Origin of the sequence: Streptomyces sp. NPDC046203 (assembly GCF_040646255.1) — a bacterium.
GTDB lineage: Bacteria > Actinomycetota > Actinomycetes > Streptomycetales > Streptomycetaceae > Streptomyces.
This window is the reverse complement of the sequence record NZ_JBEYZX010000028.1, coordinates 25,117-48,923: the sequence shown is the minus strand read 5'-3', so window position 1 is coordinate 48,923 and position 23,807 is coordinate 25,117. Positions and strand designations below refer to the sequence as shown.

Annotated in this window: 18 protein-coding genes; 3 read left to right on the top strand and 15 right to left on the bottom strand. The window is 72.0% G+C overall.

The window, feature by feature from the left end:
* The first annotated feature begins 188 nt into the window (after nucleotides 1-188).
* Nucleotides 189-1,079 carry a universal stress protein gene (locus tag ABZ990_RS20375; RefSeq protein ID WP_361233134.1) on the top strand — a complete coding sequence of 297 codons (891 nt, stop codon included), beginning with the start codon at nucleotides 189-191 and terminating at the stop codon, nucleotides 1,077-1,079.
* Nucleotides 1,080-1,392: 313 nt separating this feature from the next.
* Here ABZ990_RS20375 and ABZ990_RS20370 read toward each other — a convergent pair whose 3' ends face one another.
* The 7 genes from ABZ990_RS20370 to ABZ990_RS20340 all read right to left on the bottom strand — a co-directional run bounded on the left by ABZ990_RS20370 (nucleotide 1,393) and on the right by ABZ990_RS20340 (nucleotide 8,342).
* Entirely contained in the window at nucleotides 1,393-1,695 is a 303-nt protein-coding gene (locus ABZ990_RS20370; protein ID WP_361233131.1) for a hypothetical protein, read from the bottom strand.
* 137 nt (nucleotides 1,696-1,832) lie between these two features.
* Nucleotides 1,833-4,058, bottom strand: a complete 2,226-nt coding sequence (locus ABZ990_RS20365) for an NADP-dependent isocitrate dehydrogenase (RefSeq protein WP_361233129.1) — start codon at nucleotides 4,056-4,058, stop codon at nucleotides 1,833-1,835.
* Nucleotides 4,059-4,115: 57 nt separating this feature from the next.
* Nucleotides 4,116-5,453, bottom strand: a complete 1,338-nt coding sequence (locus ABZ990_RS20360) for a phosphoesterase (RefSeq protein ID WP_361233126.1) — start codon at nucleotides 5,451-5,453, stop codon at nucleotides 4,116-4,118.
* 287 nt (nucleotides 5,454-5,740) lie between these two features.
* A complete protein-coding gene (locus ABZ990_RS20355; protein ID WP_361233124.1) occupies nucleotides 5,741-6,040 on the bottom strand; it encodes a hypothetical protein in 300 nt (99 codons plus the stop codon).
* Nucleotides 6,041-6,147: 107 nt separating this feature from the next.
* Nucleotides 6,148-6,807, bottom strand: a complete 660-nt coding sequence (locus ABZ990_RS20350) for an ATP-dependent endonuclease (RefSeq protein ID WP_361233122.1) — start codon at nucleotides 6,805-6,807, stop codon at nucleotides 6,148-6,150.
* Nucleotides 6,808-7,163: 356 nt separating this feature from the next.
* The gene (locus ABZ990_RS20345; RefSeq protein ID WP_361233119.1) at nucleotides 7,164-7,487 is read right to left on the bottom strand and encodes a putative quinol monooxygenase; all 324 of its coding nucleotides are present in this window, start codon (nucleotides 7,485-7,487) and stop codon (nucleotides 7,164-7,166) included.
* 45 nt (nucleotides 7,488-7,532) lie between these two features.
* On the bottom strand, nucleotides 7,533-8,342 hold the full coding sequence (locus ABZ990_RS20340) for an IclR family transcriptional regulator C-terminal domain-containing protein (protein ID WP_361233116.1): 810 nt from the start codon (nucleotides 8,340-8,342) through the stop codon (nucleotides 7,533-7,535).
* A gap of 283 nt (nucleotides 8,343-8,625) precedes the next feature.
* Here ABZ990_RS20340 and ABZ990_RS20335 point away from each other — a divergent pair, with 283 nt between their 5' ends.
* Nucleotides 8,626-10,377 carry a VanW family protein gene (locus tag ABZ990_RS20335; protein ID WP_361233114.1) on the top strand — a complete coding sequence of 584 codons (1,752 nt, stop codon included), beginning with the start codon at nucleotides 8,626-8,628 and terminating at the stop codon, nucleotides 10,375-10,377.
* Between the two features lie 239 nt (nucleotides 10,378-10,616).
* Here ABZ990_RS20335 and ABZ990_RS20330 read toward each other — a convergent pair whose 3' ends face one another.
* The 8 genes from ABZ990_RS20330 to ABZ990_RS20295 form a co-directional block, all read right to left on the bottom strand.
* The gene (locus ABZ990_RS20330; RefSeq protein WP_361233111.1) at nucleotides 10,617-11,984 is read right to left on the bottom strand and encodes an MFS transporter; all 1,368 of its coding nucleotides are present in this window, start codon (nucleotides 11,982-11,984) and stop codon (nucleotides 10,617-10,619) included.
* 543 nt (nucleotides 11,985-12,527) lie between these two features.
* Nucleotides 12,528-13,817, bottom strand: a complete 1,290-nt coding sequence (locus tag ABZ990_RS20325) for a nucleotide disphospho-sugar-binding domain-containing protein (RefSeq protein WP_361233108.1) — start codon at nucleotides 13,815-13,817, stop codon at nucleotides 12,528-12,530.
* A complete protein-coding gene (locus ABZ990_RS20320) occupies nucleotides 13,814-14,833 on the bottom strand; it encodes an ABC transporter ATP-binding protein (RefSeq protein ID WP_361233105.1) in 1,020 nt (339 codons plus the stop codon). The genes ABZ990_RS20325 and ABZ990_RS20320 overlap by 4 nt, the downstream gene beginning before the upstream one ends.
* On the bottom strand, nucleotides 14,830-15,627 hold the full coding sequence (locus ABZ990_RS20315; protein ID WP_361233102.1) for an ABC transporter permease: 798 nt from the start codon (nucleotides 15,625-15,627) through the stop codon (nucleotides 14,830-14,832). The genes ABZ990_RS20320 and ABZ990_RS20315 overlap by 4 nt, the downstream gene beginning before the upstream one ends.
* Nucleotides 15,624-16,448 carry an ABC transporter permease gene (locus ABZ990_RS20310; protein ID WP_361233100.1) on the bottom strand — a complete coding sequence of 275 codons (825 nt, stop codon included), beginning with the start codon at nucleotides 16,446-16,448 and terminating at the stop codon, nucleotides 15,624-15,626. Before ABZ990_RS20310 ends, ABZ990_RS20315 begins: the two co-directional genes overlap by 4 nt.
* Nucleotides 16,445-17,527, bottom strand: coding sequence for a spermidine/putrescine ABC transporter substrate-binding protein (locus ABZ990_RS20305; protein ID WP_361233097.1), 1,083 nt, complete (start codon nucleotides 17,525-17,527; stop codon nucleotides 16,445-16,447). The genes ABZ990_RS20310 and ABZ990_RS20305 overlap by 4 nt, the downstream gene beginning before the upstream one ends.
* Before the next feature lie 687 nt (nucleotides 17,528-18,214).
* Entirely contained in the window at nucleotides 18,215-19,099 is an 885-nt protein-coding gene (locus ABZ990_RS20300; RefSeq protein ID WP_361233230.1) for a hypothetical protein, read from the bottom strand.
* A gap of 165 nt (nucleotides 19,100-19,264) precedes the next feature.
* Entirely contained in the window at nucleotides 19,265-20,905 is a 1,641-nt protein-coding gene (locus ABZ990_RS20295) for an APC family permease (protein WP_361233094.1), read from the bottom strand.
* A 962-nt stretch (nucleotides 20,906-21,867) separates the two neighbouring features.
* On the opposite strand from ABZ990_RS20295, the gene ABZ990_RS20290 reads away from it, so the two are divergent.
* Nucleotides 21,868-23,730 (top strand): ABC transporter ATP-binding protein, encoded by a 1,863-nt coding sequence (locus ABZ990_RS20290; RefSeq protein ID WP_361233227.1) that lies wholly within the window; start codon nucleotides 21,868-21,870, stop codon nucleotides 23,728-23,730.
* Nucleotides 23,731-23,807: the final 77 nt, after the last annotated feature.

Below are 23,807 nucleotides of genomic sequence, written 5' to 3'. Positions count from 1 at the left end.
CCTCGAATCGCGCGGCCACCGACCCGCCGCCACCCTCGTCGGATTCTGCGAATGCCCAGTTCAGGCCGGTCGGCGAGGGAGCTCGGGACGTAGGTCCCTCTTCTTTCGCCGCCGATACGATCAAGCTGGTCACAGCAAGAGGGTCCGCCGCCCGGCGGGCCCCGCGCCGAACCGACGGAGGCATCCTGATGAGTCGTGAGATCGTCGCGGGAGTCGACGGATCCCCCGAAAGCCTCGCCGCGGCCGACTGGGCCGCCCGGGAAGCCGCGTACCGGGGCCTGCCGCTGCGGCTGGTGCACGCCTGGCGCTGGGAGCCCCTCGACCTGCCGCTCGCCCAGGACCCGGCGGTCCAGCAGAAAGCCGCGAGCGATCTGCTGCACCAGGCCGAGGCCGAGATCGCCGCCCGTCACCCCGGCCGCCCGCTGTCCGCGCAGGTCCTCGGCGACACCCCGGTGGCCGCGCTGCTCGACACCGTCAAGGACGCCGACCTCCTCGTCATCGGCTCGCGCGGCCACAGTGCGCTGGTCGGCTTCATCCTCGGCTCGTACGGGCAGCAGCTCATCGCGGCCTCCCCCGTCCCGGTCGTCGCCGTCCGTTCCCGCGACGGCGAGACGCCCGAGCCGGCCGGCGGCGAGATCGTGGTCGGCCAGACCGGCACCGGCGAGGACAGCGCGCCCGCGCTGAAGGTCGCCTTCGAGACGGCGGCGGCGCGCGGCGCGGCGGTGCGGGCCGTACGGGCCTGGAGCCTGCCGCCACTGTTCGCGTTCAGCCCGGGGTCGCTCCGGGTCGCCGACGAGGCCGGCGGGCTCGTCCCGTACGAGGAGAAGGCGCTGCGCGAGGCCCTGGCGCCGTGGCGGGAGCGGTTCCCGGACGTGACGGTGACCGAGCACGTGGAGATGGGCAGCGCCGCTGAGGTGCTGCTGTCGCAGGCCGGGGCGGCGCAGTTGCTCGTGGTCGGGCGGCGGTCCCGGCGCGGGGCGCTGGGCCGGCGGATCGGGTCGGTGGCGCACGCGGCGCTGCACCTGGCGCCGTGCCCGGTGGTGGTGGCGCCGCATGGGGAAGACGCCCCCGAAAACTGACGGCCTGACGGACTGACGGACTGACCGTCGGCGAACGACAACGGCAAGCGACAAGCGACAAGACCGCCGGTTCCCCGGGTGCCCGGGAAACCGGCGGTCTCGGCCGTGCCGGCGGTCTCGGCCGTATCGACAGCATCGGCATGACCGAGGGGTGTCGTGTGTGCCGGGGCCCGGCGCACACGACACCCCTCGGTCTCTCACCGGCGGCTCCGGGACGCCGCCAGGGGTCGCCAAAGGCCCGGGGCCCTGACAGGGAACCCGGGACCGCGCTCGCCGCCGAGGCCCGCGGATGCGGCCTCGGCACGGGCGGGCCCTATCCGGACAGGTGCGGCATGCTCGGCACGATCGCTCCGCCTCCTTCCCGTACGGCTTCCCGTACGGCCTCCACCACAGCGTCGTGCAGATCTCGGCTCTCGGGCTCCGATCCGCAGGGAACGGGGCTGCCCGACATGGTGAACCAGTCGGACGCTCCGCTGTACTGCACGGCCACGCGTGCTTCTCCGTCGACGAAGGTGGTGTGCACCGTCACGTCACCCGTGAGGACACCCACCTCGTCGGTCAGCACCCCGCCCCCACCGGTGTACACACCAGTGGTCGTCCATGATGCCCAACTCATCCATCCAGCCTCACACCCGAACGGCGGATGCGCCACCGACAGGGCCGCCCCGGCCGGAATGGTCCCGGCCGGGGCGGCCCCGGTGTCACGGTGTCACTGTGTCACTGCCGGTGTCCGCGCGGACACCGGTCCCGGCCTCAGGCCAGGGAGGCGACGGCCTCGTTGAAGGTCGCGGACGGACGCATCACGGCCGCGGCCTTGGCCGGGTCGGGCTGGTAGTAGCCGCCCAGCTCGGCCGGGGCGCCCTGGACGGCGATCAGCTCGTCGACGATCTTCGCCTCGTTGGCGGCGAGCGTCTCGGCGAGCGGGGCGAAGGCCTTGGCCAGCTCCGCGTCGGCGGTCTGCTTGGCCAGCTCCTGGGCCCAGTAGAGGGCCAGGTAGAAGTGGCTGCCGCGGTTGTCGATGCCGCCGAGGCGACGGGTCGGCGACTTGTCCTCGTTGAGGAAGGTGCCGGTGGCGCGGTCCAGCGTGTCGGCCAGGACCTGGGCGCGGGTGTTGCCCGCGGTGGTGGCCAGGTGCTCGAAGGAGGCGGCCAGCGCGAAGAACTCGCCGAGCGAGTCCCAGCGCAGGTAGTTCTCCTTGACCAGCTGCTGGACGTGCTTCGGGGCGGAGCCGCCGGCGCCCGTCTCGAAGAGGCCGCCGCCCGCCATCAGCGGGACCACGGAGAGCATCTTGGCGCTGGTGCCCAGCTCCAGGATCGGGAACAGGTCGGTCAGGTAGTCGCGCAGGACGTTGCCGGTGACCGAGATGGTGTCCTCGCCGCGGCGGATGCGCTCCAGGGAGAACTTCGTGGCCTCGACCGGGGACAGGATCTTGATGTCCAGGCCCTCGGTGTCGTGGTCCGCGAGGTACGTGCCGACCTTGGCGATCAGGCGGGCGTCGTGGGCGCGGTTCTCGTCCAGCCAGAAGACGGCCGGGGCGCCGGTGGCGCGGGCACGGGTGACGGCGAGCTTGACCCAGTCCTGGATCGGCAGGTCCTTGGTCTGGCAGGCGCGGAAGATGTCGCCCTCGGCGACCTCCTGCTCCAGGACGACGGTGCCGGCCGGGTCGACCAGGCGGACGGTGCCGGCCGTTTCGATCTCGAAGGTCTTGTCGTGGGAGCCGTACTCCTCGGCCTTCTGCGCCATCAGGCCGACGTTCGGGACGGAGCCCATGGTGGCCGGGTCGAAGGCGCCGTGGGCGCGGCAGTCCTCGATGACGGCCTGGTACACGCCGGAGTAGGAGCTGTCCGGGAGGACGGCGAGGGTGTCGGCCTCCTGGCCGTCCGGGCCCCACATGTGGCCGGAGGTGCGGATCATGGCCGGCATCGAGGCGTCGACGATGACGTCGGACGGCACGTGCAGGTTGGTGATGCCCTTGTCGGAGTCGACCATGGCAAGGGCCGGGCCCTCGGCCATCTCGGCGTCGAAGGAGGCCTTGATCTCGTCGCCGAGACCGTGCGGGATGGCCGCCAGGCCGCCCAGGATGGTGCCGAGGCCGTCGTTCGGGGACAGGCCGGCGCCCGCCAGGACCTCGCCGTACTTGGCGAAGGTGGCCGGGAAGAAGGCGCGCACGACGTGACCGAAGACGATCGGGTCGGAGACCTTCATCATCGTGGCCTTGAGGTGCACGGAGAACAGCACACCCTCGGCCTTGGCGCGGGCGACCTGCTCGGACAGGAAGGTGTTGAGCGCGGCGGCGCGCATCACGGAGGCGTCGACGACCTCACCGGCGATGACCTTCAGCGGAGCGCGCAGCTCGGTCACGGTGCCATCGGCGGCGACGTGCTCGAAGCGGAGGGTGGTGTCCTCGGCGATGACGGCCGACTTCTCGGTGGAGGCGAAGTCGTTCTGCCCCATCGTGGCCACATTGGTCTTGGACTCGGCGGTCCAGGCGCCCATGCGGTGCGGGTGGGTCTTGGCGTAGTTCTTGACGGCACCGGGGGCGCGGCGGTCGGAGTTGCCCTCGCGCAGGACCGGGTTGACGGCCGAGCCCTTGATCTTGTCGTAACGGGCGCGGACGTCCTTGTCCTCGTCGGTCCGCGGGTCGTCCGGGTAGTCCGGAAGCGCGTAGCCCTGGGCCTGGAGCTCGGCGATCGCGGCCTTCAGCTGCGGGATCGAGGCCGAGATGTTCGGCAGCTTGATGATGTTGGCCTCGGGCGTCTTGGCCAGGCGGCCCAGCTCGGCGAGGGCGTCCTCGATGCGCTGACCCTCCTCGAGACGCTCCGGGAAGCTGGCGATGATGCGCCCGGCCAGGGAGATGTCACGCGTCTCGACGTTGATGCCGGCGGTCGAGGCGTACGCCTGGATCACGGGCAGGAACGAGTACGTCGCCAGGGCGGGCGCCTCGTCGGTGTGCGTGTAGATGATGGTCGAGTCAGTCACCGGGTGTGCTCCGCTCCACGTCTGCGTCTGTGTCTGCGTCTACAAGATTGCTCGACATCAAGATATCTCGTGATCCCGTCCCCGGGAAAAGGGGTACCTGGGAATCCGGCGAATCCGAGGGATCCGGGGAATCCAGGGAATCCGGCGGAGCGGATCGCCGGGACGCGGGGCACCGGTGCCCGGGCCCGCGCCGAGGCGGGAGGCGAGGTGGGTATCGCGGCGGGCGTCGAGGTGGGCATCGCGGCGGGAGCCCGGACCGGAGCCGCGACCGGAGTCGGTGTCGAGGCGGGAGGCGCGACCTGAGCCGAGGCCGGTGCCGAGGCCGGTGCCGAGGCCGGGGTCGGTCTCCGCGTCGGGGTCGGTCTCCGCGTCCGGGTCGAACTCCGCGTCGGGGTCGGCCTCGGAGGGCGCGTGCCGGTACGGGACGGGCTCCGGGTCGAGTTCCACGCGGCGCAGCATCCCCAGCAGGGCGAGGGCGACGGCGGCGCCCGTTCCGGCGGCGAGCGCCTGGCCGCAGCGGTGGGCGATCCGGGGCAGTTCGACGGGCAGGGGTCCGGGGCCGGAGCCGGGGAGGCTCGCGCCGAGGAGGTACCCGCCCGCGGCGAGCCCCGCGACCGCGAGGACGGCGAGCGGGAGGGTGACCAGAAGCCGCTGCGGGGGCAGTCCACGCCGGGGCGCCGGGCGTACCTTGCCGCCCCGGGCGAGCACCCCGACGGCCGCCGCGTAGGCGGTGAGGACGAGCAGATCGGCGGCGATGACGTCGCCGGGACGGTGGTGGCCGGCCGCGATGCCGTACGCGCCGAGGGCGGCGGCCCACAGGGCGCCGAGGCCGACGGCGACGGTGCGCAGCCGGTACGGGACGACGAGGAGCAGCCCGAGGGCGACGCCCGCCGCGATCACGCCGGAGACGCTGGGGAAGCCGCTGGGGACGGTGGCGCCGGAGGCGTCGGCGAGGCGGGGGCCGGGCGCGTAGCGCCGCAGGAGTTCGGCGACCAGGAGGGCGGCGGCGAGGGTTCCGAGGGCGGCGCCGGTGTGCGCGTACCGCTTGCGCAGGAGGCCGGTGGCGGCGAGCAGCAGGACGGCGAGGATCAGGGTGAGGGTGGACAGGCCCTGGGCCGAGGGATGCTCGCGCAGCAGGCGGGCGACGATCGGATCGGCGAGCCGGCCGGCCACCGCGGCGTCGCCCCAGCGCCGGCCGGTGGCGGTGAGCACGAGCCCGGCGTAGGCGAGGGTGAGCAGCAGGATCGCGGCAAGGCAGGCTCGCCGCATGCGTATCCGGACACGGGCGCTGAACGAGTCGGCGGCCTCGCCGGCTATGGCGGCGTACCACCATGTGCCCTGGGCGGCGACGCTCGGCACGGAGCCGCCGGTACGGGTCCTGTCGAAGGGGGCCATGCCTCGATTCGACCGCGCGGCGCGCCGGCGCGCCCGCTGGAGACACCCGAACGGCACGGAGGGCGGGGTACGGCCGTCCGGCCCGGCCTCTCCCCCGGGCGGAGTCGGTGCGGCACCGGGTGGTGGGACGGCGGCGGGTGACGGGGCGGCACCACGGGGGGGCACCACGGGGGGGGCGACGACATCGCGTGGTGATACGTCATCGCGCGGCGGCGTGCCGCCTCCTGGCCGGGCGGCGTGAGCCCGGCATGGCGGGCCGGGCGCGGCGGGCCCGGCGTCTTCCCGGGTCAGCGTCGGGAGGGGCCCCGCTGCGCGAGGCCGAGCAACAGTACGCCTGCCACGAGGATGCCGGAGGCGGCCAGGGGCAGCCCCTGCGGGAGGCGCCCGGACTCGAACGAGATCAGGAGGACCGCCGCCTGGGCGGCGAACGCCACACCCATGGCCGGCAGGGCCCAGCCGTGGAGCGCGGGTCGCCGGACGTGGCGCCGGTGCCAGGGAAGGATCCAGCCGGTACGCAGGGCGGCGATACCGCCGGCGCCGAGCACGACGCCCGGAGCCGCGATGACGAAGATCGTCAGGTATCGCATCCCGCCCCTCCGTCCGGGCGCTTCCGCCCGTTCGGGGTGATCACGGCATGGCGCACCGCAGCGAACGGGGCCGGGAGGGGCCGGGCCACCGCGACGGCCCGGCCGGGTCAGACGCGGGCGAGCAACCGCTCCAGCGGGCGGGGGACGCCGGCGGCCAGGTCCAGGTGGGCGACGAGCGCCCGAGCGTACTGTTCCTTGCGTCCGCTGTGGGTACCCAGGAAGCGTCGCAGCTGATGGGCGACGGGCCGGTCCCGCTGGGCGGGCTGGCCCTGGAACGTACGGAACGGGCGGGTCTCGCCCTGGCCGTCGATCACGTCGCGTACGCCGGCGGCGCCGAGCGCGCGGATCAGCTCGTCCTCCAGGTCGGCGTCGCACACCTGGAAGCCGAGGTCTTCCAGGCCGTCCGGGGTGAGCCCCGGCTCCGCGAGGCCGACCCGCTCCAGATGACGCCGGAAGTGCCGCTCCTCGCCGAGGTCGCAGAGCCCGGCGAGCGGGAGGCCGAGCCCGGGCGGGCCGCATACGTCGAGGAAGTGCCCGATGTTCGTGGCGCCGCCGAGCGGAACGACGGCGACTCCTTCCGCGCCGAGGTCACGGCCGTGGCGGGCGGCGAGCGTCTCGATGGCGGCCCGGTCGCTGTCCCCCTCGACCAGCACCGCCGCGCGTACCCCGCCGGCCAGTTCGCGGGCGGCCGTCGCCGCCCGCTCCGCCTCGGGTCCACCGGCCACCCAGGTGACCAGTGCCTGCTCGAACCGCTTCAATCCGCCCACGGGACCTCGCTTTCCGGCGTCATCGTGGCACGGCCGGCGCGACGGACGCACTCGGATTTCGCCGGGGCCGGCAGGGGGTCTTCCCGGCTCGCGAGCCCGTCGGGCGACACGTCGACACGTAGGCACGTAGGCACGTAGGCATCGGCCCGTCGGAAGCCTCGGGCCCGGAAACGGAGACGGGCGGTCGCCGTGTACGGCGACCGCCCGGGGAACTCCGGCGGGTTCGGCGAGCACGCCGGGGGCGGCGGGCTCTGCCTGCTCAGGCGGCTCGGCCCGCCCGGCGGACCGGCGCACTCGACGGACCCGGCCGAGTCAGCCGAGTCGTGGACTCAGCGGGCTCAGCGGACTCAGCGGACTCAGCGGGCGAGTTCGCCCATGGGGCCCCAGCCCTGCAGCTCCGGCGAGTTCACGTGGATGATCTCGGGGGTGGAGGCGATCAGGGCGCCCATGGTCTCGAGACCGGCCTTGAAGTGGTCGGAGGCGACGTGCTTCGCACCGGCTTCGTCGTCGGCGAAGCCCTCCAGGAGAACCCACTGGTTCGGGTCGTCGACACCGCGCGACCAGTCGAAGAAGAGGTTGCCGGACTCGGCGCGGGTGGAGTTGGTGAAGTCGGCGACGTGCTCCAGCCAGGCGTCGGCGACGTCGGGGCGGGCGGTGAATCGTACGGCGATGAAGATCATGCCTCCACGGTGCGGCCTGCCCGGGTCCGCCGCCAGCCGGGCGGCTCAGGATTCCGGCAGGGTCGGAATCCCGCACGGTTCCGGCGGGGCCGGATCCCCGCCCGCGTCGAGGAACGGCACGAAGAGCGGGACGGCCCGGGCCAGGGCGGCCCGTACCTCGCCGTGCCGCCGCCGGAAGTCGGCGGTGGGGAGGGAGACGGACAGCGCGTGCGTGATGCCGTCCGCGCGCTCGGGGAGCACGGTGGCGAGACAGGTGTACGCGGGGTCCGCCTCCCCCACCGAGACGGCGACGCCGCTCTCGCGTACCCGGGCCAGTTCCGCCTCGAAGCGTTCGGGGCTGGTGATCGTACGGTCGGTGAACCGGGCCATGCCGTGTTCATCGAGGTAGCGGCGGCGGGCGGCGCGGGGCAGTCCGGCGAGCAGGACCTTGCCGTGGGCGGTGGCGTGGGCGCGGGCCTCGGGGCCGGGGGTGAAGGGGTGGCCGGTGTCGGTGACGGGCGCGGTGGTGTCGAGGACGGTGATGCGGCCGTCCCGGTAGGTGGTGAAGTACGCCTCGGCGCCGGCGGTGCGGCGCAGGTGGCCGAGGAGGGTGGCGACCGGGCCGCCAAGACCGTGGTGGCGCTGGTAGGCGCGGTGCAGGGCGGGGACGCGCGGTCCGGGCGCGTAGCCCTCGGGGGTGCGGACGAGGTGGCCGCGGGCGATCAGGGGGCCGGCCAGGTGGTAGACGGTCGACAGCGCGCAGCCGAGGGTACGGGCCAGGGCCTTGGCTCCGACGGGTCGCTCGGCGTCGGCGACGGCGTCGAGCAGAGCGAGCGCGCGGTCGACTGACTGGGGACCGATCGGAGACGTGGACACCGATCCACCTTAGATCGAGAGGCGGCGAGACCGGAGTCACCGAAGGAAGAAAGAGATCATTTAGGCCGTATACCCCATTCGGCGTATCGTGGCCGGGTTGCCCCCGCACGGAACCTGCCCCGGCTCCGCCCGCGTACGCCCGGACTCCCCTTGGCTCGGCCCGGCCTCCTCGGCCGCCTCCGCCTCTTGGTCTCCTCGCTCTCTTCGGCTCCCCAAGGCCGGAGTGCGCCCGGTTCGTACGGCGGCCGGTTCCTTCCGATCCCATTTCGCACCGGGAGGGTGTGTGCACCGCTCCACGACCTCCGTCCGTACCGCCGCCGCCAGAGGCCGGCACGGACGCCGCCGCCCCCTGCGCAAGACGGCCCTCGCGACCGGTGTGGTCGCCGCCGCGGCCGGCGGACTGTACGTGGCGGGTCTCGTCGCCACCGGGGACGACATATCCGCGGGCACCCGGGTGAGCGGGATCGACATCGGCGGCCTGAGCCGTGCCGAGGCCGCCGCCCGGCTGACCTCGGCCGCCCCCGCCGCCTGGACCGATCCGATCAAGGTCGCCATCGGCGACACGACGACCACGGTGGCCCCGGAGTCCGTCGGGCTCGCCATCGACGCGGCGGCCACGGCGGAGCGGGCGGCCGATCCGTCCCGCGACCCGGTCACGGTGATCGGCCGGCTCTTCTCGCCGGGCAGCCGCGACATCGAGCCGGTCGTCTCCTTCGACATCCCGAAGGCGCACGCGGCGGTCGCCGCCGTGGCGAAGAAGACGGATCGCACGGTGCGCGAGGGCGCGGTGGCCTTCGAGAACGGCAAGACCGTGGTGACCCGGCCGCGCGACGGACAGAGCCTGGACGCGGACAAGGCGGTCGACGCCCTGCGTACCGCCTATCCACCGGTCGGCGCGGGCGCCTCTCCCGTTCTGCTGCCGGTGTCGGTCACCCACCCCAAGGTGCGGGCCGCCGAGATCGCCCGGTTCGTGAAGGACTTCGCCGAGCCCGCCGTGTCGGGCCCGGTCACCCTCACCTCGGGCGACCAGCGGCTGTCGATCGCGCCGGCCACGCTCTCCGCCCATCTGAAGGTGACGGCGGAGGGGGGCCGGCTCGGCTCGTCGCTCGACGCCTCCGGTCTGATGAAGGACCCCGCCGTGGCCCGTCGACTGGACTCCTTCACCGGCAGCCCCGTCGAGGCCCGGCTCGGTGTGCGGGACGGCAAGGTGGTCGTGGAGCAGGAGGGCCGGTCCGGTCGCCGGGTGACCGCCGAGGCGCTCGGCGAAGCGGTGGAACCGCTGCTCACGAAGAAGGGCGACGCCGCCCGTACCGGCCCGGTCACGACCACCGCCACCCCGCCGCGGCTGTCCTCGGGAAGCCTGGCGCAGCTCGGGATCACCGAGCAGATGTCGACGTTCACGGTGAACTTCCCGGCCGCCCCGTACCGGACGACCAACATCGGCCGCGCGGTCGAGCTGATCAACGGTTCGCTGGTCCAGCCGGGCGAGGAGTGGAGCTTCAACCGGACGGTCGGCGAACGCACCCCGGCCAACGGCTTCGTCGACGGCACCATGATCCTCGACGGCCGCTACCAGCTGGCGCCGGGCGGCGGTGTCTCGGCGGTGGCGACGACCGTCTACAACGCGCTCTTCTTCGCCGGCGTCCAGCCGGTCGAGCACGGCGCCCACTCCTTCTACATCGAGCGCTACCCGGCGGGCCGGGAGGCGACGGTGGCCTGGGGCTCGCTGGACCTGAGGTTCCGCAACGACACGGGCAAGCCGCTCTACATCAAGGCGAGTTCGACGGATTCGTCGGTGACGGTGACCTTCCTCGGGACGAAGAAGTACGACTCGGTGGAGGCGGTCGCGGGCCCGCGCACCCACATCACCGCGCCGGGGGTCCGGACCGGCAGCGGCGCCGCGTGCCAGGCGCAGGATCCGCTGGAGGGCTTCGACATCACGGTGGACCGGGTGTTCAAGAACGGCGGCACCGAGGTGAAGCGCGAGACGTTCGCGACGCACTACACGCCGCGGGACAAGGTGACGTGCGAGTGACCGTACGCCGGTTCGCCGCCGGAGCGGGCGGGCGTGCGCGCCGCGGGTCGCGGGCCGCGCGCCGGTGGAACCGCGTGACGGCACGGCCGCATGACGACACGGCCGTATGACGGAATGACGGAATGACGGAAGGGCCCCTCGGGAGGATGAGGGGCCCTTCCGTCGTTCTCGGCCGCGCCGTCGTACCCGCGTCGTGGAGGCGTGGGGCCGCGTGGGGGGCACGTGGGGCCGCCTGGGGGTCAGACCTCGGCGTGGGCCTTGGCGGCGGGGGTCCGGTCGTCGGCGACGTCGGCGAGGTCGCGGTGGCGGGTCTCGCGGGCGCAGACGAGGGCGACGATCGTGAGGAGCGAGGCGGCAATCACGTACAGCGCGATCGGGGTGGAGTCGTCGTAGCCGTCGAGGAGCGCGGTGGCGATCAGCGGAGCGGGGGCGCCGGCGGCGACGGAGGAGAACTGGGCGCCGATGGAGGCGCCGGAGTAACGCATCCGGGTAGCGAACATCTCGGAGAAGAAGGCCGCCTGCGGGGCGTACATCGCACCGTGCAGGACCAGGCCGACGGTGACGGCGAGCAGCAGGCTGCCGAAGGCCCCGTGGTCGATGAGCGCGAAGAACGGGAACATCCACAGGCCGACGCCGACCGCGCCGATCAGATAGACGGGCCGCCGCCCGATCCGGTCGGACAGCGCGCCCCACGCCGGGATGACGGCGAAGTGGACGGCGGAGCCGATGAGGACGGCGTTGAGGGCGGTCTGCTTGGACAGGCCGGTGTGGGCGGTCGCGTAGACGAGGATGAACGCGGTGATGACGTAGTACGAGATGTTCTCGGCCATCCGGGCGCCCATCGCGATGAGCACATCGCGCCAGTGGTTCCGCAGCACGGCGACCAGCGGCATCTTCTCGGCCTCGGCGGCGCCCGTCTTGCGCTCCTCGGCGGCGGCGAACGCGGCCTTGAAGACGGGCGACTCGTCGACGGACAGCCGGATCCACAGGCCGACCATCACGAGGACGCCGGAGAGCAGGAACGGTACGCGCCAGCCCCACGCCCCGAACGCCTCGTCGGAGAGCAGCGCGGTCAGCGCGGACAGCACACCGGTGGCGAGCAACTGCCCGGCCGGCGCGCCGGTCTGCGGCCAGGACGCCCAGAACCCGCGCCGCTTCGCGTCCCCGTGCTCGGAGACGAGCAGCACGGCGCCGCCCCACTCGCCGCCGAGCGCGAAGCCCTGCACGAGCCGCAGCGCCGTCAGCAGCAACGGCGCGGCGGAACCCACGGTCGCGTGCGTCGGCAGCAGTCCGATCGCGAACGTCGCCCCACCCATCATCAGCAGGCTCAGCACCAGCAGCTTCTTGCGCCCGAGCCGGTCACCGTAGTGCCCGAACACCAGCGCCCCGAGCGGCCGCGCGGCGAACCCCACCGCGTACGTGAGGAACGAGAGCAGCGTGCCGACGAGCGGGTCGGAGTCGGGGAAGAACAGCTTGTTGAACACCAGCGCCGCGGCCGACCCGTACAAGAAGAAGTCGTACCACTCGATGGTGGTGCCGATGAGGCTCGCGGCGACGATGCGCTTGAGCGAGCCGGGCGGCGTGGGAGCGTGTGTTGCGGCGGCCATGTGCACCACTTCCGAGCGGATACGGGGGGACGTTTGCGTGTCGCCACACCGTAGGAACGCCCAGGTCGAGCGCGTATGTGGTGGGACCCCATAGTTCGGGGTGCGGGGGTGCGGGCAGGCACCATGTGGGGCGCGGCGGAGGCCCCTTGATCCGATCGAGAGCCTCTCGGATGAGGGGTGGCAGCCCCCATAGGCGAGGGTCGGATATGGAAGCTTGTGTACCGTTTTGGCGGTGGGGTTCCGACTCCCGTGCTGGTTTGGTGCTGACCTGAAAGCCCATGTCAGCACCCCTGCCGACCTCGACGGCACACACGCTCCCGGGACCGCTGTGCCGCACACGGACGGCACTCGATCGGCCGGCCCGGCCTCGCCGAAGCGGACCAGTGATCCACCTGCGACGTCCGCCAATACCGCGAGCAGCCCCCGCCCCGGACGGATGAGGAAGCCCCCCCTCCAGGGGACCGCCGGCCGGCTGATCTCACGCCCTGTCGCCGAACGATCGCATCCCTTCTGAACGCGTACCGAGGGACTCGATCGTGTTCTTCATCGCCCCGTCGCCGACGCGGCAGCACCTTCGATGAGATCCACCGCCTTGCGCAGGCCGTCTCGGCGACGGATCTCCTCCCCCATGCCCGCCAGCCGATCCCGCAGCGCGCTGTCCGCGAGCAGCCACTCCAGCGTCCCCTTCAGTTCCCCGTCCGTGAAACGGTAAGTGTCCAGCCGGATGCCGAACCCCAGCTCGTCCATCCGCTGGGCGTTGTCGTACTGGTCCCAGAACAGTGGCAGCAGCACCATCGGCTTGCCGAAGTGCAGGGCCTCGGTCGTCGTGTTGTTGCCGCCGTGCGTGATGACGAGATCGACAAGCGGCAGGATCGACGTCTGCGGCAGGAACTCCGCGCCCCACATGTTCGGTGGGAGATCGATCTCCTCGTGCAGCGGGCCCTTGGACACGATGTAGCGGTGCGGGGTCCCGGCCAGCACGCCGATGACACGCCGCATCAGTCCCAGGTCCGCCGAGCCGAGTGATCCCAGCGAGAAGTAGATCAACGCGCCGTCGCCATTGCGCAGGGCCGCGGGCAGTTCGAACTTCTCGTCCGTCTCCCGGACCGAGGAGTCCAGCCGCTGCCAGGCCGGGCCGAGCGTGCGCTCGTAGTCCGCGGCTTCCGGGTAGACGTAGAGATTCGTCCCGCCTTGATGGATGAAGTCCAGCTCGGGCAGGGCCGGGGCTCCCTGCTCCACCACCCAGGCGTTGAACTCCTCCCAGAGCGCACGGTGCGAGCGGTCGTACTCCTCCCGGAATTCCGCCCAGCCGGTGCGGTCCGCCGACGGATGACCGGAGAAGACCGGGGGCACGTCGTCCGTCCTCAGCTCGAGGGGGTTGCAGGACATGATGCGGACGAACGGTTTGCCCGCGGTCACGAGGGCGGGGAAGCAGACGACGTTGTCCTCGACGATCACATCGGGCCGGACTCGCTCGATGATCTGCCGCAGTCGCGGCTCGCAGTACTTGACGCCGGCGATGAGCTCCTGCCAGACGGGCTTGACCCAGGTCGCCAGCTGCTCGACGGTCGGCTTGCGGAACTCCGGGGCGGTGTCCCGGACGAAGTCCTTCCAGAACTGGCCCGTCTCCTGCTCCCCTTCTGGAGCGGGCGCGAGGTCGACCAGGTCCTCCTCGAAGCCGAGCGCCCTGAGCTTGCCCTTCCAGGAGGCCTCGGCGGCGAAAACGACACGGTGGCCGCGGCGGCGCAGGACATCGCCGATGCCGACGCAGTTGTTGGTGGGCCCGTACGCGCTCTCCGGTACGAACAGCACGGTGAGCCGGCGCTCTGTCATGGTGCTTCTCCCTCGGTCGGGCCGACAGGTACGCCGGCGGGAACACGGACGGCGGCCTCCGGAGGCCAGGAGAGAGAGACCCGCTCGCCGGACAGGACACGGGACGGTCCCTGGACGGCGACGAGCACCGGTCGGTCCAGGGCCGGGACACGCACGGCGAGGTGTGACGTGCCGCCGTGGAAGCTGACGTCGACGACCGTGCCCGTGAGCCGGACGCCCTCGCCGCCTCCGTCCCCGGCCCCGCCGCCGTCCCCGATACGGATACGTTCCGGACGTACCGCCGTGATGCCGTCCGGCCCCGGAAAGAGGTTGTTCGCGCCGACGAAGCCCGCGACGAAGGCGGTACGCGGCCGTTCGTACAGTGCCACTGGTGCGTCCGTCTGTTCGATGCGGCCGGCGTTCATCACGGCGATCCGGTCGGCGAGCGACATCGCCTCCTCCTGGTCGTGCGTCACCACGAGGAATGTGATGCCGACCTCTTCCTGAAGCCGCTTCAACTCCAGCTGCATCTTCAGCCGCACCTGCTTGTCGAGCGCGGACAGCGGTTCGTCGAGCAGCAGCAGGCGGGGCCGCTTCACGATCGCCCGGGCGAGCGCGACGCGCTGGCGCTGTCCGCCGGAGAGCTGGTGCGGCCCGCGGCGGGCGTACGCGGTCAGGCCGATCGTGGCGAGTGCCGCACCGACCCGTTCCCGTATCTCGCGACGTGGGAGCCGCTCCCGCTCAAGCCCGTACGCCACGTTCCGCTCGACCGACATGTGCGGGAAGAGCGCGAAGGACTGGAACATCAAATTGACGGGACGCCGGTGTGGCGGCAGCGTCAGCAGGTCCTCTCCGTCGAGCGTGACCTCGCCCGCGTCCGGAGTCTCGAATCCGGCGAGGATACGCAGCAGGGTCGTCTTGCCGCAGCCGCTCGGCCCGAGCAGGGCACAGAACTCCCCCTCGCCGATGTCCAGCGAGACGTCGTCCAGCGCCGTGGTCCCTCCGAAGCGGTGGCTGACCCCCTTGATCTCGATCATTCGACGGCCTCCGGAGCGCGTGCGGTGGTCGTGCGGGTGAGCCGCTGCGCGGCGACGACGGCGGTGAAGCTGACCGCCAGCAGCAGTGTCGCGAGCGCGTTGATCTCCGGGGTGACGCCGAAGCGGACCATCGAGTACACGACGACCGGGAGCGTCGGTTCGGTCGGAGCGGCCGTGAAATAGGCGATGACGAACTCGTCGACGGAGAGCGTGAAGGCGAGCAGGGCCCCGGCGGCGATGCCCGGGGCGAGGGACGGCAGGGTGATACGGACGAATGTCGCCGACGGCGTCGCGCCCAGGTCCCGGGACGCCTCCTCGAGCGAGGGATCGGTGTGCGCCAACCGGGCCCGCACGAGCGCGGCGACGAAGGCGGTACCGAAGACGGTGTGCGCGAGCAGCACGCTGTGCAGGCCGAGAGTGAGCCGGACGGCGGCGTAGAAGACGAGCAAGCCGATGGCGAGCAGCAGATCGGGGAGGACGGCGGGGAGCAGGGTCACCACGTCCAGCAGCCGTGAGCGGGCGCCACGGCCCGTGCCGATCGCGAGCAGGGTGCCGAGGACGGTGGACAGCGCCGCGGAACCGCCGGCGACGATCAGCGTGTTGACGAGCCCACGCAGGATCTCGTCGTCACCCGCCAGCTCGCCGTACCAGCGCAGACCGAACCCCTCGAAGGCGTACGGGGAGTCGCCCGCGCTGAACGACATGGTGACGAGGACGACGACCGGCGCGTAGAGGAAGACGTACGTCAACCAGAACGGAAGGCGCGTCGACAGCCGCTTCCGGGTGCGGGTCATCGGCTCGCGTACCTCCTCGCCGTCCACGCGTGCGCGAGGAGCAGCAGTACCAGTACGGCCAGCAGCGCGAGGGCGAGCGCCGAGCCGAAGGGCCAGTCGCGGGCCTTGAGGAACTGGTCGCGAATGAGGTTGCCGACCATCACCGACCGTCCCCCGCCGAGCAGTTCGGGGACGACGAAGTTCCCGAAGCTCGGTACGAAGACAAAGAGGCACCCGGTCAGGACCCCGGGGAGGGTGAGGGGAAGCGTGACCGTGCGGAAGACGGCCCACGGCCCACCGCCCAGGTTCGCGGCGGCCTCGCGCAGCCGCGGGTCGAGCCGTGCGAGGGACGCGTACAGGGGGAGGATCATCAGCGGCAGATACGCGTACAGCAGTCCGATGACGACGGCGGCATCGGTGTACAGGACCTTCACCGGGCCGAGGCCGATCGCGTGCAGCGTCTTGTTGAGCCAACCGGGGCCGCTCAGCAGCACGATCCATGCGTAGACGCGGATGAGGAAGCTGGTCCAGCAGGGCAGGACGACGGCGATCAGGGCGATCGTCCGCCGACGGCGCGGGAGGCCGGCGATCACGTACGCCGTCGGATAGCCGACGAGGAGCGCGAGGGCAGTGGTGAGGGTCGCGATCCAGGTGGAGTGGAGGAAGACATCGGCGTAGAGCGGGTCGGCGAGGCGGGTGAGATTGTCGGTGGTCGGCTCGTACACGACGCCGCCGAAGCGGCCACGCCGGAGGAAGGCGTAACTCAGCACGAGCCCCAGGGGAACGACCATGAGGACGGTCAGATACGTCAGGCCGGGCCCGGTCAGCGGCCACCGCTTCATGAGCCGGCGGCTACCTCGGTCGCCAGGCGGGTGTACTTCGCGGCCGCCTCGCCGACATCGATGATGGACTCGTTCCTGAGCAGCTCGCCCGGCGGCACGCGCAGCGGTGCGTTCGCTTCGAGCACCTTCGGGTCCAGCTGTGCCATGGCGGCTTTGTTGGGCACCTTGTAGCGGATGTTCTCGGCTGCCCAACTATGGATCTCCGGGGTGAGGATGTAGTTGACGAGGGCGTGCGCGGCCTCCTTGTTCCTGGAGGACTTCAGTACGACCATCGTGTCCACCCAGAGGTCGCTGCCCTCCTTCGGGACGGCGAACCCGATCTTCGGGTTGCCGGTCGGGCACCAGCCGTCCCACGCTTCCGCCATCGCCGACTCGCCCTTGACGAGTCTGTCCCCGAAAGTGGTGTCGTCGTAGGCGAGCAGGTTTCTCTTGGCGTCAAGGAGCAGAGCGCGGGCGGCGGCGAGCTCCCGGTCGCTGGTGGTGTTGACGGAGTGGCCGAGCGCTTTGAGTGCGGGGAGGGCCAGCCAGCGCTCGGTGGTCATCATGGTGACCTTCCCCTTCAGCGCGGGCGGGGGTTCGAGGAGGTCGGTCCAGCTGGTCGGGGGCCGTTCCACGAGGTCGGTGCGGTAGCAGATCCCGGTCGTCCCCCAGGTGTAGGGGACGGAGAAGGTGTTGCCCTTGTCGTAGGCGAGGCGCCGGGCCTCGGGGTAGAGGTTCTTGAGGTTCGGGATCAGGTCCGCGTGGACGGGTTCGAGCAGTCCGGCCGCGTTCAGGGCCTGGGCGTACTGGCCGGAGACGAAGGCGACATCGATACCGCTGTCGTTCCCTGCCGCGCCGCCGCCCGTGAGCTTGGCCATGATCTCTTCGTTGGTGGCGTGGTGCGCGATCTTCACGGGGACGCCCAGATCCCTCTCCACGCGCTCGGGGAGGTCCTCGGGGCTGTAGCCGTCCCAGATGGAGACCGTGAGGGACTGCTTGGTGATGTCGGCCTTCGGATCGAGTGATGCCGGGCCGCTGCTTGGTGTGTCTCCTTCTCCGCAGCCGGTGAGCAGCAGAAGGGCGAGACCTGTAGCGGCCACCCCCCTCACAAACGCGCCTCCCACGCCACAACTCCCCTATTTAAACGACTAGTTGGGGCGCGAGTCTCGCATCACTCCGCCGGTTCCCACAATGGGGCGTGATCAGGGCACGACGGAGCCGTTCCCCGCCTTTGTCGATCGTGAAGTGGCCTCTTGACAGCCGAGCCACTCCACACCGATCCGGCTCCGGGCCGTACGCGGGGCGGCTGCGCGACTCCGGGCCGTACACGGGCCGACTGTCCGGAAAGCGGTGCTCGCGGCAGGCCGGGGTGAGGTGGGAAGACAGGAGCCGGTACATCGACGCCGTGGGCTCGGCGGCACGGCCGGTGCAGCCGGGTTTCAGACTGTGCGGTGGGATCCGGTGAAGGCCCGCAGGGATTCTCGTGAGTCCGGGAGGTCGAGTTCCCGCAGCTGGTCGGCGGACAAGCGGCTGGCCCAGGCGGGTTGGTGGGCGGCCGGGTCGTCGAGCATCTGCGGCTGGGGCGTGTTTCGAAAGTAGCTCCGTCCGCCCGGAGGGCGGGGCCTGCGGCGTCTGGTGCGTGCGATCGCAAGGCGGAGGATCATCCTCGTACTGGACGTACTTGGATGACTCCGACAACGCAGCGTGGGGGCACCTCCCGTGCCCGAAGGGCTACGGGGGAGGGCGTGCCAGGCGTCGCGGGCCAGGAGGGACTTTCGAAACACGCCCTAGCGGCGCCGCAGCGGTTCGGACGGCTCCGGTCCGGGTGCCGGTGCCGGTGCCTCACCGAACCGGGTCAGTGCCAGGGCTCCCGCCACTGCCGCCAGGAAGCCGACGGCCGCCAGCCACTGCAGGCCCTCGCGGGGCCGGTCGCCCAGCCAGACGATGCCCACCAGCGCCGGGCCCGCGGTCTCGCCGAGCACCATGCCCGCCGTCGCCACCGTGACCGAGCCCCGCCGGAACGCCGAGGTGAGCAGGAGGAACCCGGTCGCCGCGCCGAACGCCAGGGCGTACAGGGCCGGATTGCCGAGGATCCGGGGAATCGCGACGGAGTCGATCAGCCGCACCGCGACCTCGACCACGCCGAATCCCACGCCCGCGCCGAGCCCCAGTACCAGCGCGCGCGGCCGCCCCGGCAGCCGGCCGGCGAGCACGCCGGCGAGGAGCCCGGCCACCGCGGCCACCAGCAGGGACCAGCGCAGGGCGGGCGGCCCGGCGTCGTGCCCTTCCGGTCCGGAGGCGAGGGCGATCATCATCAGCCCCGCGCAGACCGTGCCCACCGCGGACCACTCGGCGGCGCTCAACCGGGTGCCGAGGAGCCGGACGGCGACCAGCGCGGTGACCGCGAGACTGGCGGCGAGCGCCGCGCCCACCGCGTAGAGGGGGATGGACCGCAGGGCGACGACCTGAAGCAGGAACCCGAGGCCGTCGAGGGCGAGGCCGGCCAGGAAGCGCCACTGCGCCAGGGCGCGCAGCAACAGTCCGGGATCGACGGCGGAGCCCGTGCCGGTATCGCCGTCGGAGCCGGTGCCCGACTCCGCGGCGCGGGTCGCGACGGCCTGGAGGACGGAGGCGGTGCCGAAGCAGACCGCGGAGGCGAGCGCGCATATCATTCCCAGGGACACAGGGACTGACTGTAGGCCAGCTCGGTGCCGGAGTCCCCGCAGACGGGCCGAGTCGGACAGGCCGGAACGGCCGGTTCACCCCGGTCGTCCGTTTGATCGTCCGGTCAGTCGTTCGGTCGTCCGTCCGGTCGTCAGAGGTCGTCCGGTCCGTCGTCAGGGACCGTCCGGTCCGTCGACCGGGTCGATGTACGCCTGGGCCGCCGCGTCCGGAAGGCGGACGGACTGCGCCCAGAAGTAGATCAGCAGGCTGAACGCGGCGATGATCGCCATGTCCCACCACAGCGGGATGGCGCCGGTCGCGCCGCAGGACACCGTCGGGACCGGCCCGCTGCTGCAATAGCCGCCCTGCCAGGAGATCAGCCCCAGCCCCACCAGATACACCGGCAGCCACTGCGCGGACCGCCAGTCCAGGTGCGGGGTCCGCGGGTTGAGCCGGAGCAGCGCCGAGCCGCCCAGCAGCAAATACCCGAGGACGATCGCGAGCCCGAGGCGCCACAGCGTGTCCCAGCCGACCCAGTAGATGATCAGGTTGGACACGATGAAGGCGACGGGAGCCCAGAACAGGCCACCGGGGAGTCGGTACGGGCGAGGGCGGTCCGGGTCCTGCTTGCGCAGGCACCCGAGGGCGAGCGGCGCGCCCGCGTACATCAGCACGCTCGCGGAGGTGACGAAACCGACCAGCTTCTGCCAGGTGGGGAACGGCAGGAAGATGACGAGCCCGACCGCGAAGGCGAAAAGCAGGCTGAACCAGGGAACCCCGCGCGCCGTCGTCCGTTCGAAGACCGCGGGAACGTAGCCGTTGCGGGACAGGCCGTACGACACACGGGAGGCGGCGGTGGTGTAGATCAGGCCGGTTCCGGTCGGTGAGACGACCGCGTCGATGTAGATCAGCGCGGCGAGCCAGCCGAGCCCGGCGGACAGGGCGAGTCCGGCGAAGGGGCCCGCCTTGTCGGTGAAGGTGAGGTCGGCCCAGCCGTGGGCGAAGGAGCCGGGTGGCAGCGCTCCGATGAAGACGACCTGGAGGGCCAGGTAGAGGAGCGCGCCGATGACGATCGAACCGATCACCGCGTAGGGGATGTCCCGCGCCGGATCGCGGCTCTCGCCCGCCAGCTGGTCCGCCTGTTCGAAGCCGAGGAGCGCGAAGATGATGCCGCTGGTGCTGACGGCGGAGAGCACACCCTGGACGCCGAACGGGCTGAAACCCTGGTGGCCGAAGTTGTCGCCGTGGAAGGTGGTCGCCGCCAGGACGGCGATGGTGATCAGGGGGACGAGGATCTTCCACCAGGTGGCGGCGCTGTTGGTGTGGGCGAGCCAGCGGATGCCGAAGAAGTTCACCAGGACGAAGAAGGCCATGAAGGCGACGGCGAGCGCGTATCCGGCGGGGGTCAGATGGTTCTTCTCCGTCTGCACCCAGTCGGAGTGAACGCTGAGGTAGTTCAGCGAGGCCATGACCTCGATCGGTGCCGTGGAGACCGCCTGGAGCCAGGAGAACCAGCCGAAGGAGGCCCCGGCGGCGCTGCCGAAGGCGTAGTGGGGGAAGCGCGCGGTGCCGCCCGCGACCGGGTACATGGCCCCCAGTTCCGCGTGGACGAACGCCAGAACGGTGATGGCGAGGGCCCCGATCCCCCAGGAGACGAGGGCCGCCGTGCCGGCCGCCTGCGCGGCGAGGAGCGCGCCGAACAGCCAGCCGGAACCGATGATGGACCCCACGGATGTCCAGATCAGCCCGATCAGGCCGATGTCCCGCCGGAGACCCGGCTTCCGGGACGGCTCGGTCGCGGTTGGCATCGGCATCTGTCAGACCATCTCGCTCGGGTGCGGGCGGGACGCGTCGCCGCTGGGGCCGGCACGTCCGTGGCCTTCTTCTTCCTGTCCCGGCGCTGGTCCGGCCACTCCGGTACGGCGGGAGTTGCTCCGAATGGACCGTCCGGTGGGTGCGGCCCGCGGAAGGGGAACGCCTCCGGTCCGCGGCCGCGCCGGCCCTCGGCCGCCGGGGCGAGCCCGCGCGGGTCCGGGTGCCCGCCGGTGCGGGCGAAGGGGACGCCTCGGCCCTCGTCCGAGCGGTCATGCCCGGGTCCCCGATCCGCCCGGCGCGACCGTTCCGCGCCGGGCCATGCCTCCGACCGCGTGCGCGGGTTCGGGTCGGTCCCGGGGCCGGCCCGGCCCCGGCGACCGGAGCAGTCCGGCGTGGCGTGGCTCCAGCGGCGTTTCGGCCAATCTTGCGATCGACCGGTACCCCTGTGCCCCCTGGATCGATGCACCCCGCACGAACGGGTTTTCGCTCGGTTCCGGGGTTCGAACGTCGTCCGAATCGGGTGTGCTCGCTCCCCTGCCCGGCGTCGTTGACTTCTCCGAGACCACACCCCCTCCCTCTTGGAGAACGCCATGTACCCCCGGCCCCGCCCCGTGCCCCTGCTCCCCGTACCCCTTCTTCCTGCCACCGTGCCCGGCCGCGCCGGGACCGCCCCGGCGCCCGCCCCGCGATCCTCCGCCGTCGTCCACGCGACACGTCCGGATACGGGGAGGGCGGCATGACCGAACCCACCGATGCGACAGCCGACGCCGTCCCCGGCCCGCGCACCACCCCGGCGCAGCAGACGGCCGGATCTCCCGTCCGGCCCCTTGCCTCCCCCGAGACCGGGTCCGGGTCCGGGTCCGGGTCCGGGTCCGGGTCCGGGAACACCACGAAGGACCCGAAGGACGTCCCGAAGGACGCCTCGAAGGACGCCTCGAAGAGCGCCGCACCCGAACAGCGGATGCGGTACGTCGATCTGACCGGCAGCCGCGAGGCGGCGGGCCGTTCCATCCGGATGCGGGACATGGCGCGGCGCCTGCCCCAACTGGTGCGCCGCTCCCTCGTCCTGGCCTGGAAGGTGGACCGGCGGGCCACCTTCGGTCTGCTGCTGTGCCAGGCCGTCTCCGGGGTGATGCAGGCCCTGGGGCTGGTCGCGATCAGCGGCACCCTCACCGCGCTGCTGGGCAGCGCGGACGTCTACCACCGGCTGCTCCAGGCATGGCCGTCCGTGGCGTTGCTGGCCGGCGCCGCCGGGCTGCGTTCCGTCCTGGGGATCACCGTCAACTGGCTGTCCTCCCGGCTGAGTCCGCTGATGTCGCGCGAGGCCCAGCAGATGCTGCTCACCGGCTGCGCAGAAGCCGAGCTGTGCGCGTACGACGAACCCGAGTTCAACCGCGACCGCGAAGCCGCGGACCGCGGCGCGGGGGTCACCGGTGATCTCATCAACGAGGGCCAGGACCTGATCGCCTCGGCGGCGTCGTTCCTCGCCGGGGCGGTGGTGCTGGCCGGGGTCCACTGGGTCCTCCTGCCGCTCCTGGTCGCGGCCAGCCTCCCGCAGGCCCTGGCCCAGGTCAGCGCGGCCCGGGTGCGCTATCTGGCGAATCTGCGCAGCAACGGCGACAACCGGATGCTCTCGGTGCTGCGCTGGCACATCTTCACCCGCGACGCCGCCGATCAGATCCGCGCCGGCACCATGGCCGGCTTCCTGTCCGGGCGGTACCGGCAGACGGTCGCCCGGATCAACCGCGAGGACCGGGCCGCCGCCGACACCGGCGCCCGTATGTCCCTGGTCGGGGCGGTGTGCGGCGGGCTCGGGTCCGCGGTGGTGTGGGCGGCGGTCGTATGGCTGCTGGCCGACGGCCGGATCAGCGTCGGGCACGCGGGCACGGCCGTCTTCGCCCTCCAGACGGTCGGGCAGTCGGTGCGCGGACTCGTCGCCTCCGGAGCACGCGCCGTGCGCACGGGGCTGTACATGGACGACTGGACACGGTTCCTGGACAAGGCGGGCGGGTTCCGGATGCGGCGGGGACCGTACCGTCCGGATCCGCCGAAGACGATCGAACTGAAGTCGGTCACCCACCGGTACGCGGGCAAGGAGAGTGACGCGCTGTCCGAGGTCTCGCTCACTCTGCGCCGGGGCGAGGTCGTCGCTCTGGTCGGCTTCAACGGCTCGGGCAAGTCGACGCTGTCCAGGCTGGTCAGCGGCCTGTACCTGCCCACCGGCGGGCACGTGCTGTGGGACGGTGTCCCCACCGGCGACGCCGACCCGCAGGCGCTGTGGAAGCAGGTCGCCCTGGTGCCGCAGAACTACGCGCACTGGCCCCTGACCGTACGTGAGAACGTCACTCAGGGGCAGCCCACCGCGGGCGGCGACGCCGCGGTGCGCGAGGCGTGCGCGGCCGCCGGGGCCGACGAGGTCGTCGACCGGCTCGGCTCCGGACTGGACACGCTCCTGGCCCGCGAATGGCTCAACGGAGAGGAGCTGAGCGGCGGGCAGTGGCAGCGCATCGCGCTCGCGCGGGCCTTCTTCCGCGAGGCCGGGCTGCTCGTGCTCGACGAGCCGACGGCGAACCTCGACCCTCGCGCCGAGTTCCGCATCTTCCAGCGGCTGCGGGACCTTGCCCGGGACCGGGTGGTGCTGCTGGTGACCCATCGCATCACCAACGTCGCCGTCGCGGACCGGATCGTGGTCCTCGACGAGGGGCGGATCGTCCAGGAGGGCACCTTCTCCCAGCTCTCCCAACAGCCGGGACTGTTCCGGCAGTTGCTCTCCTATCAGGTCACCTCCGAGGCGGAAGAACGGAGTAACGGGACGCACCCGTGATCCGCTCCGCCCCGCATGCCGGATGAGAGGGGTCGGCTTCCGGGCCCCGGCTTCCCACCACACCCCGGCGCACCCCT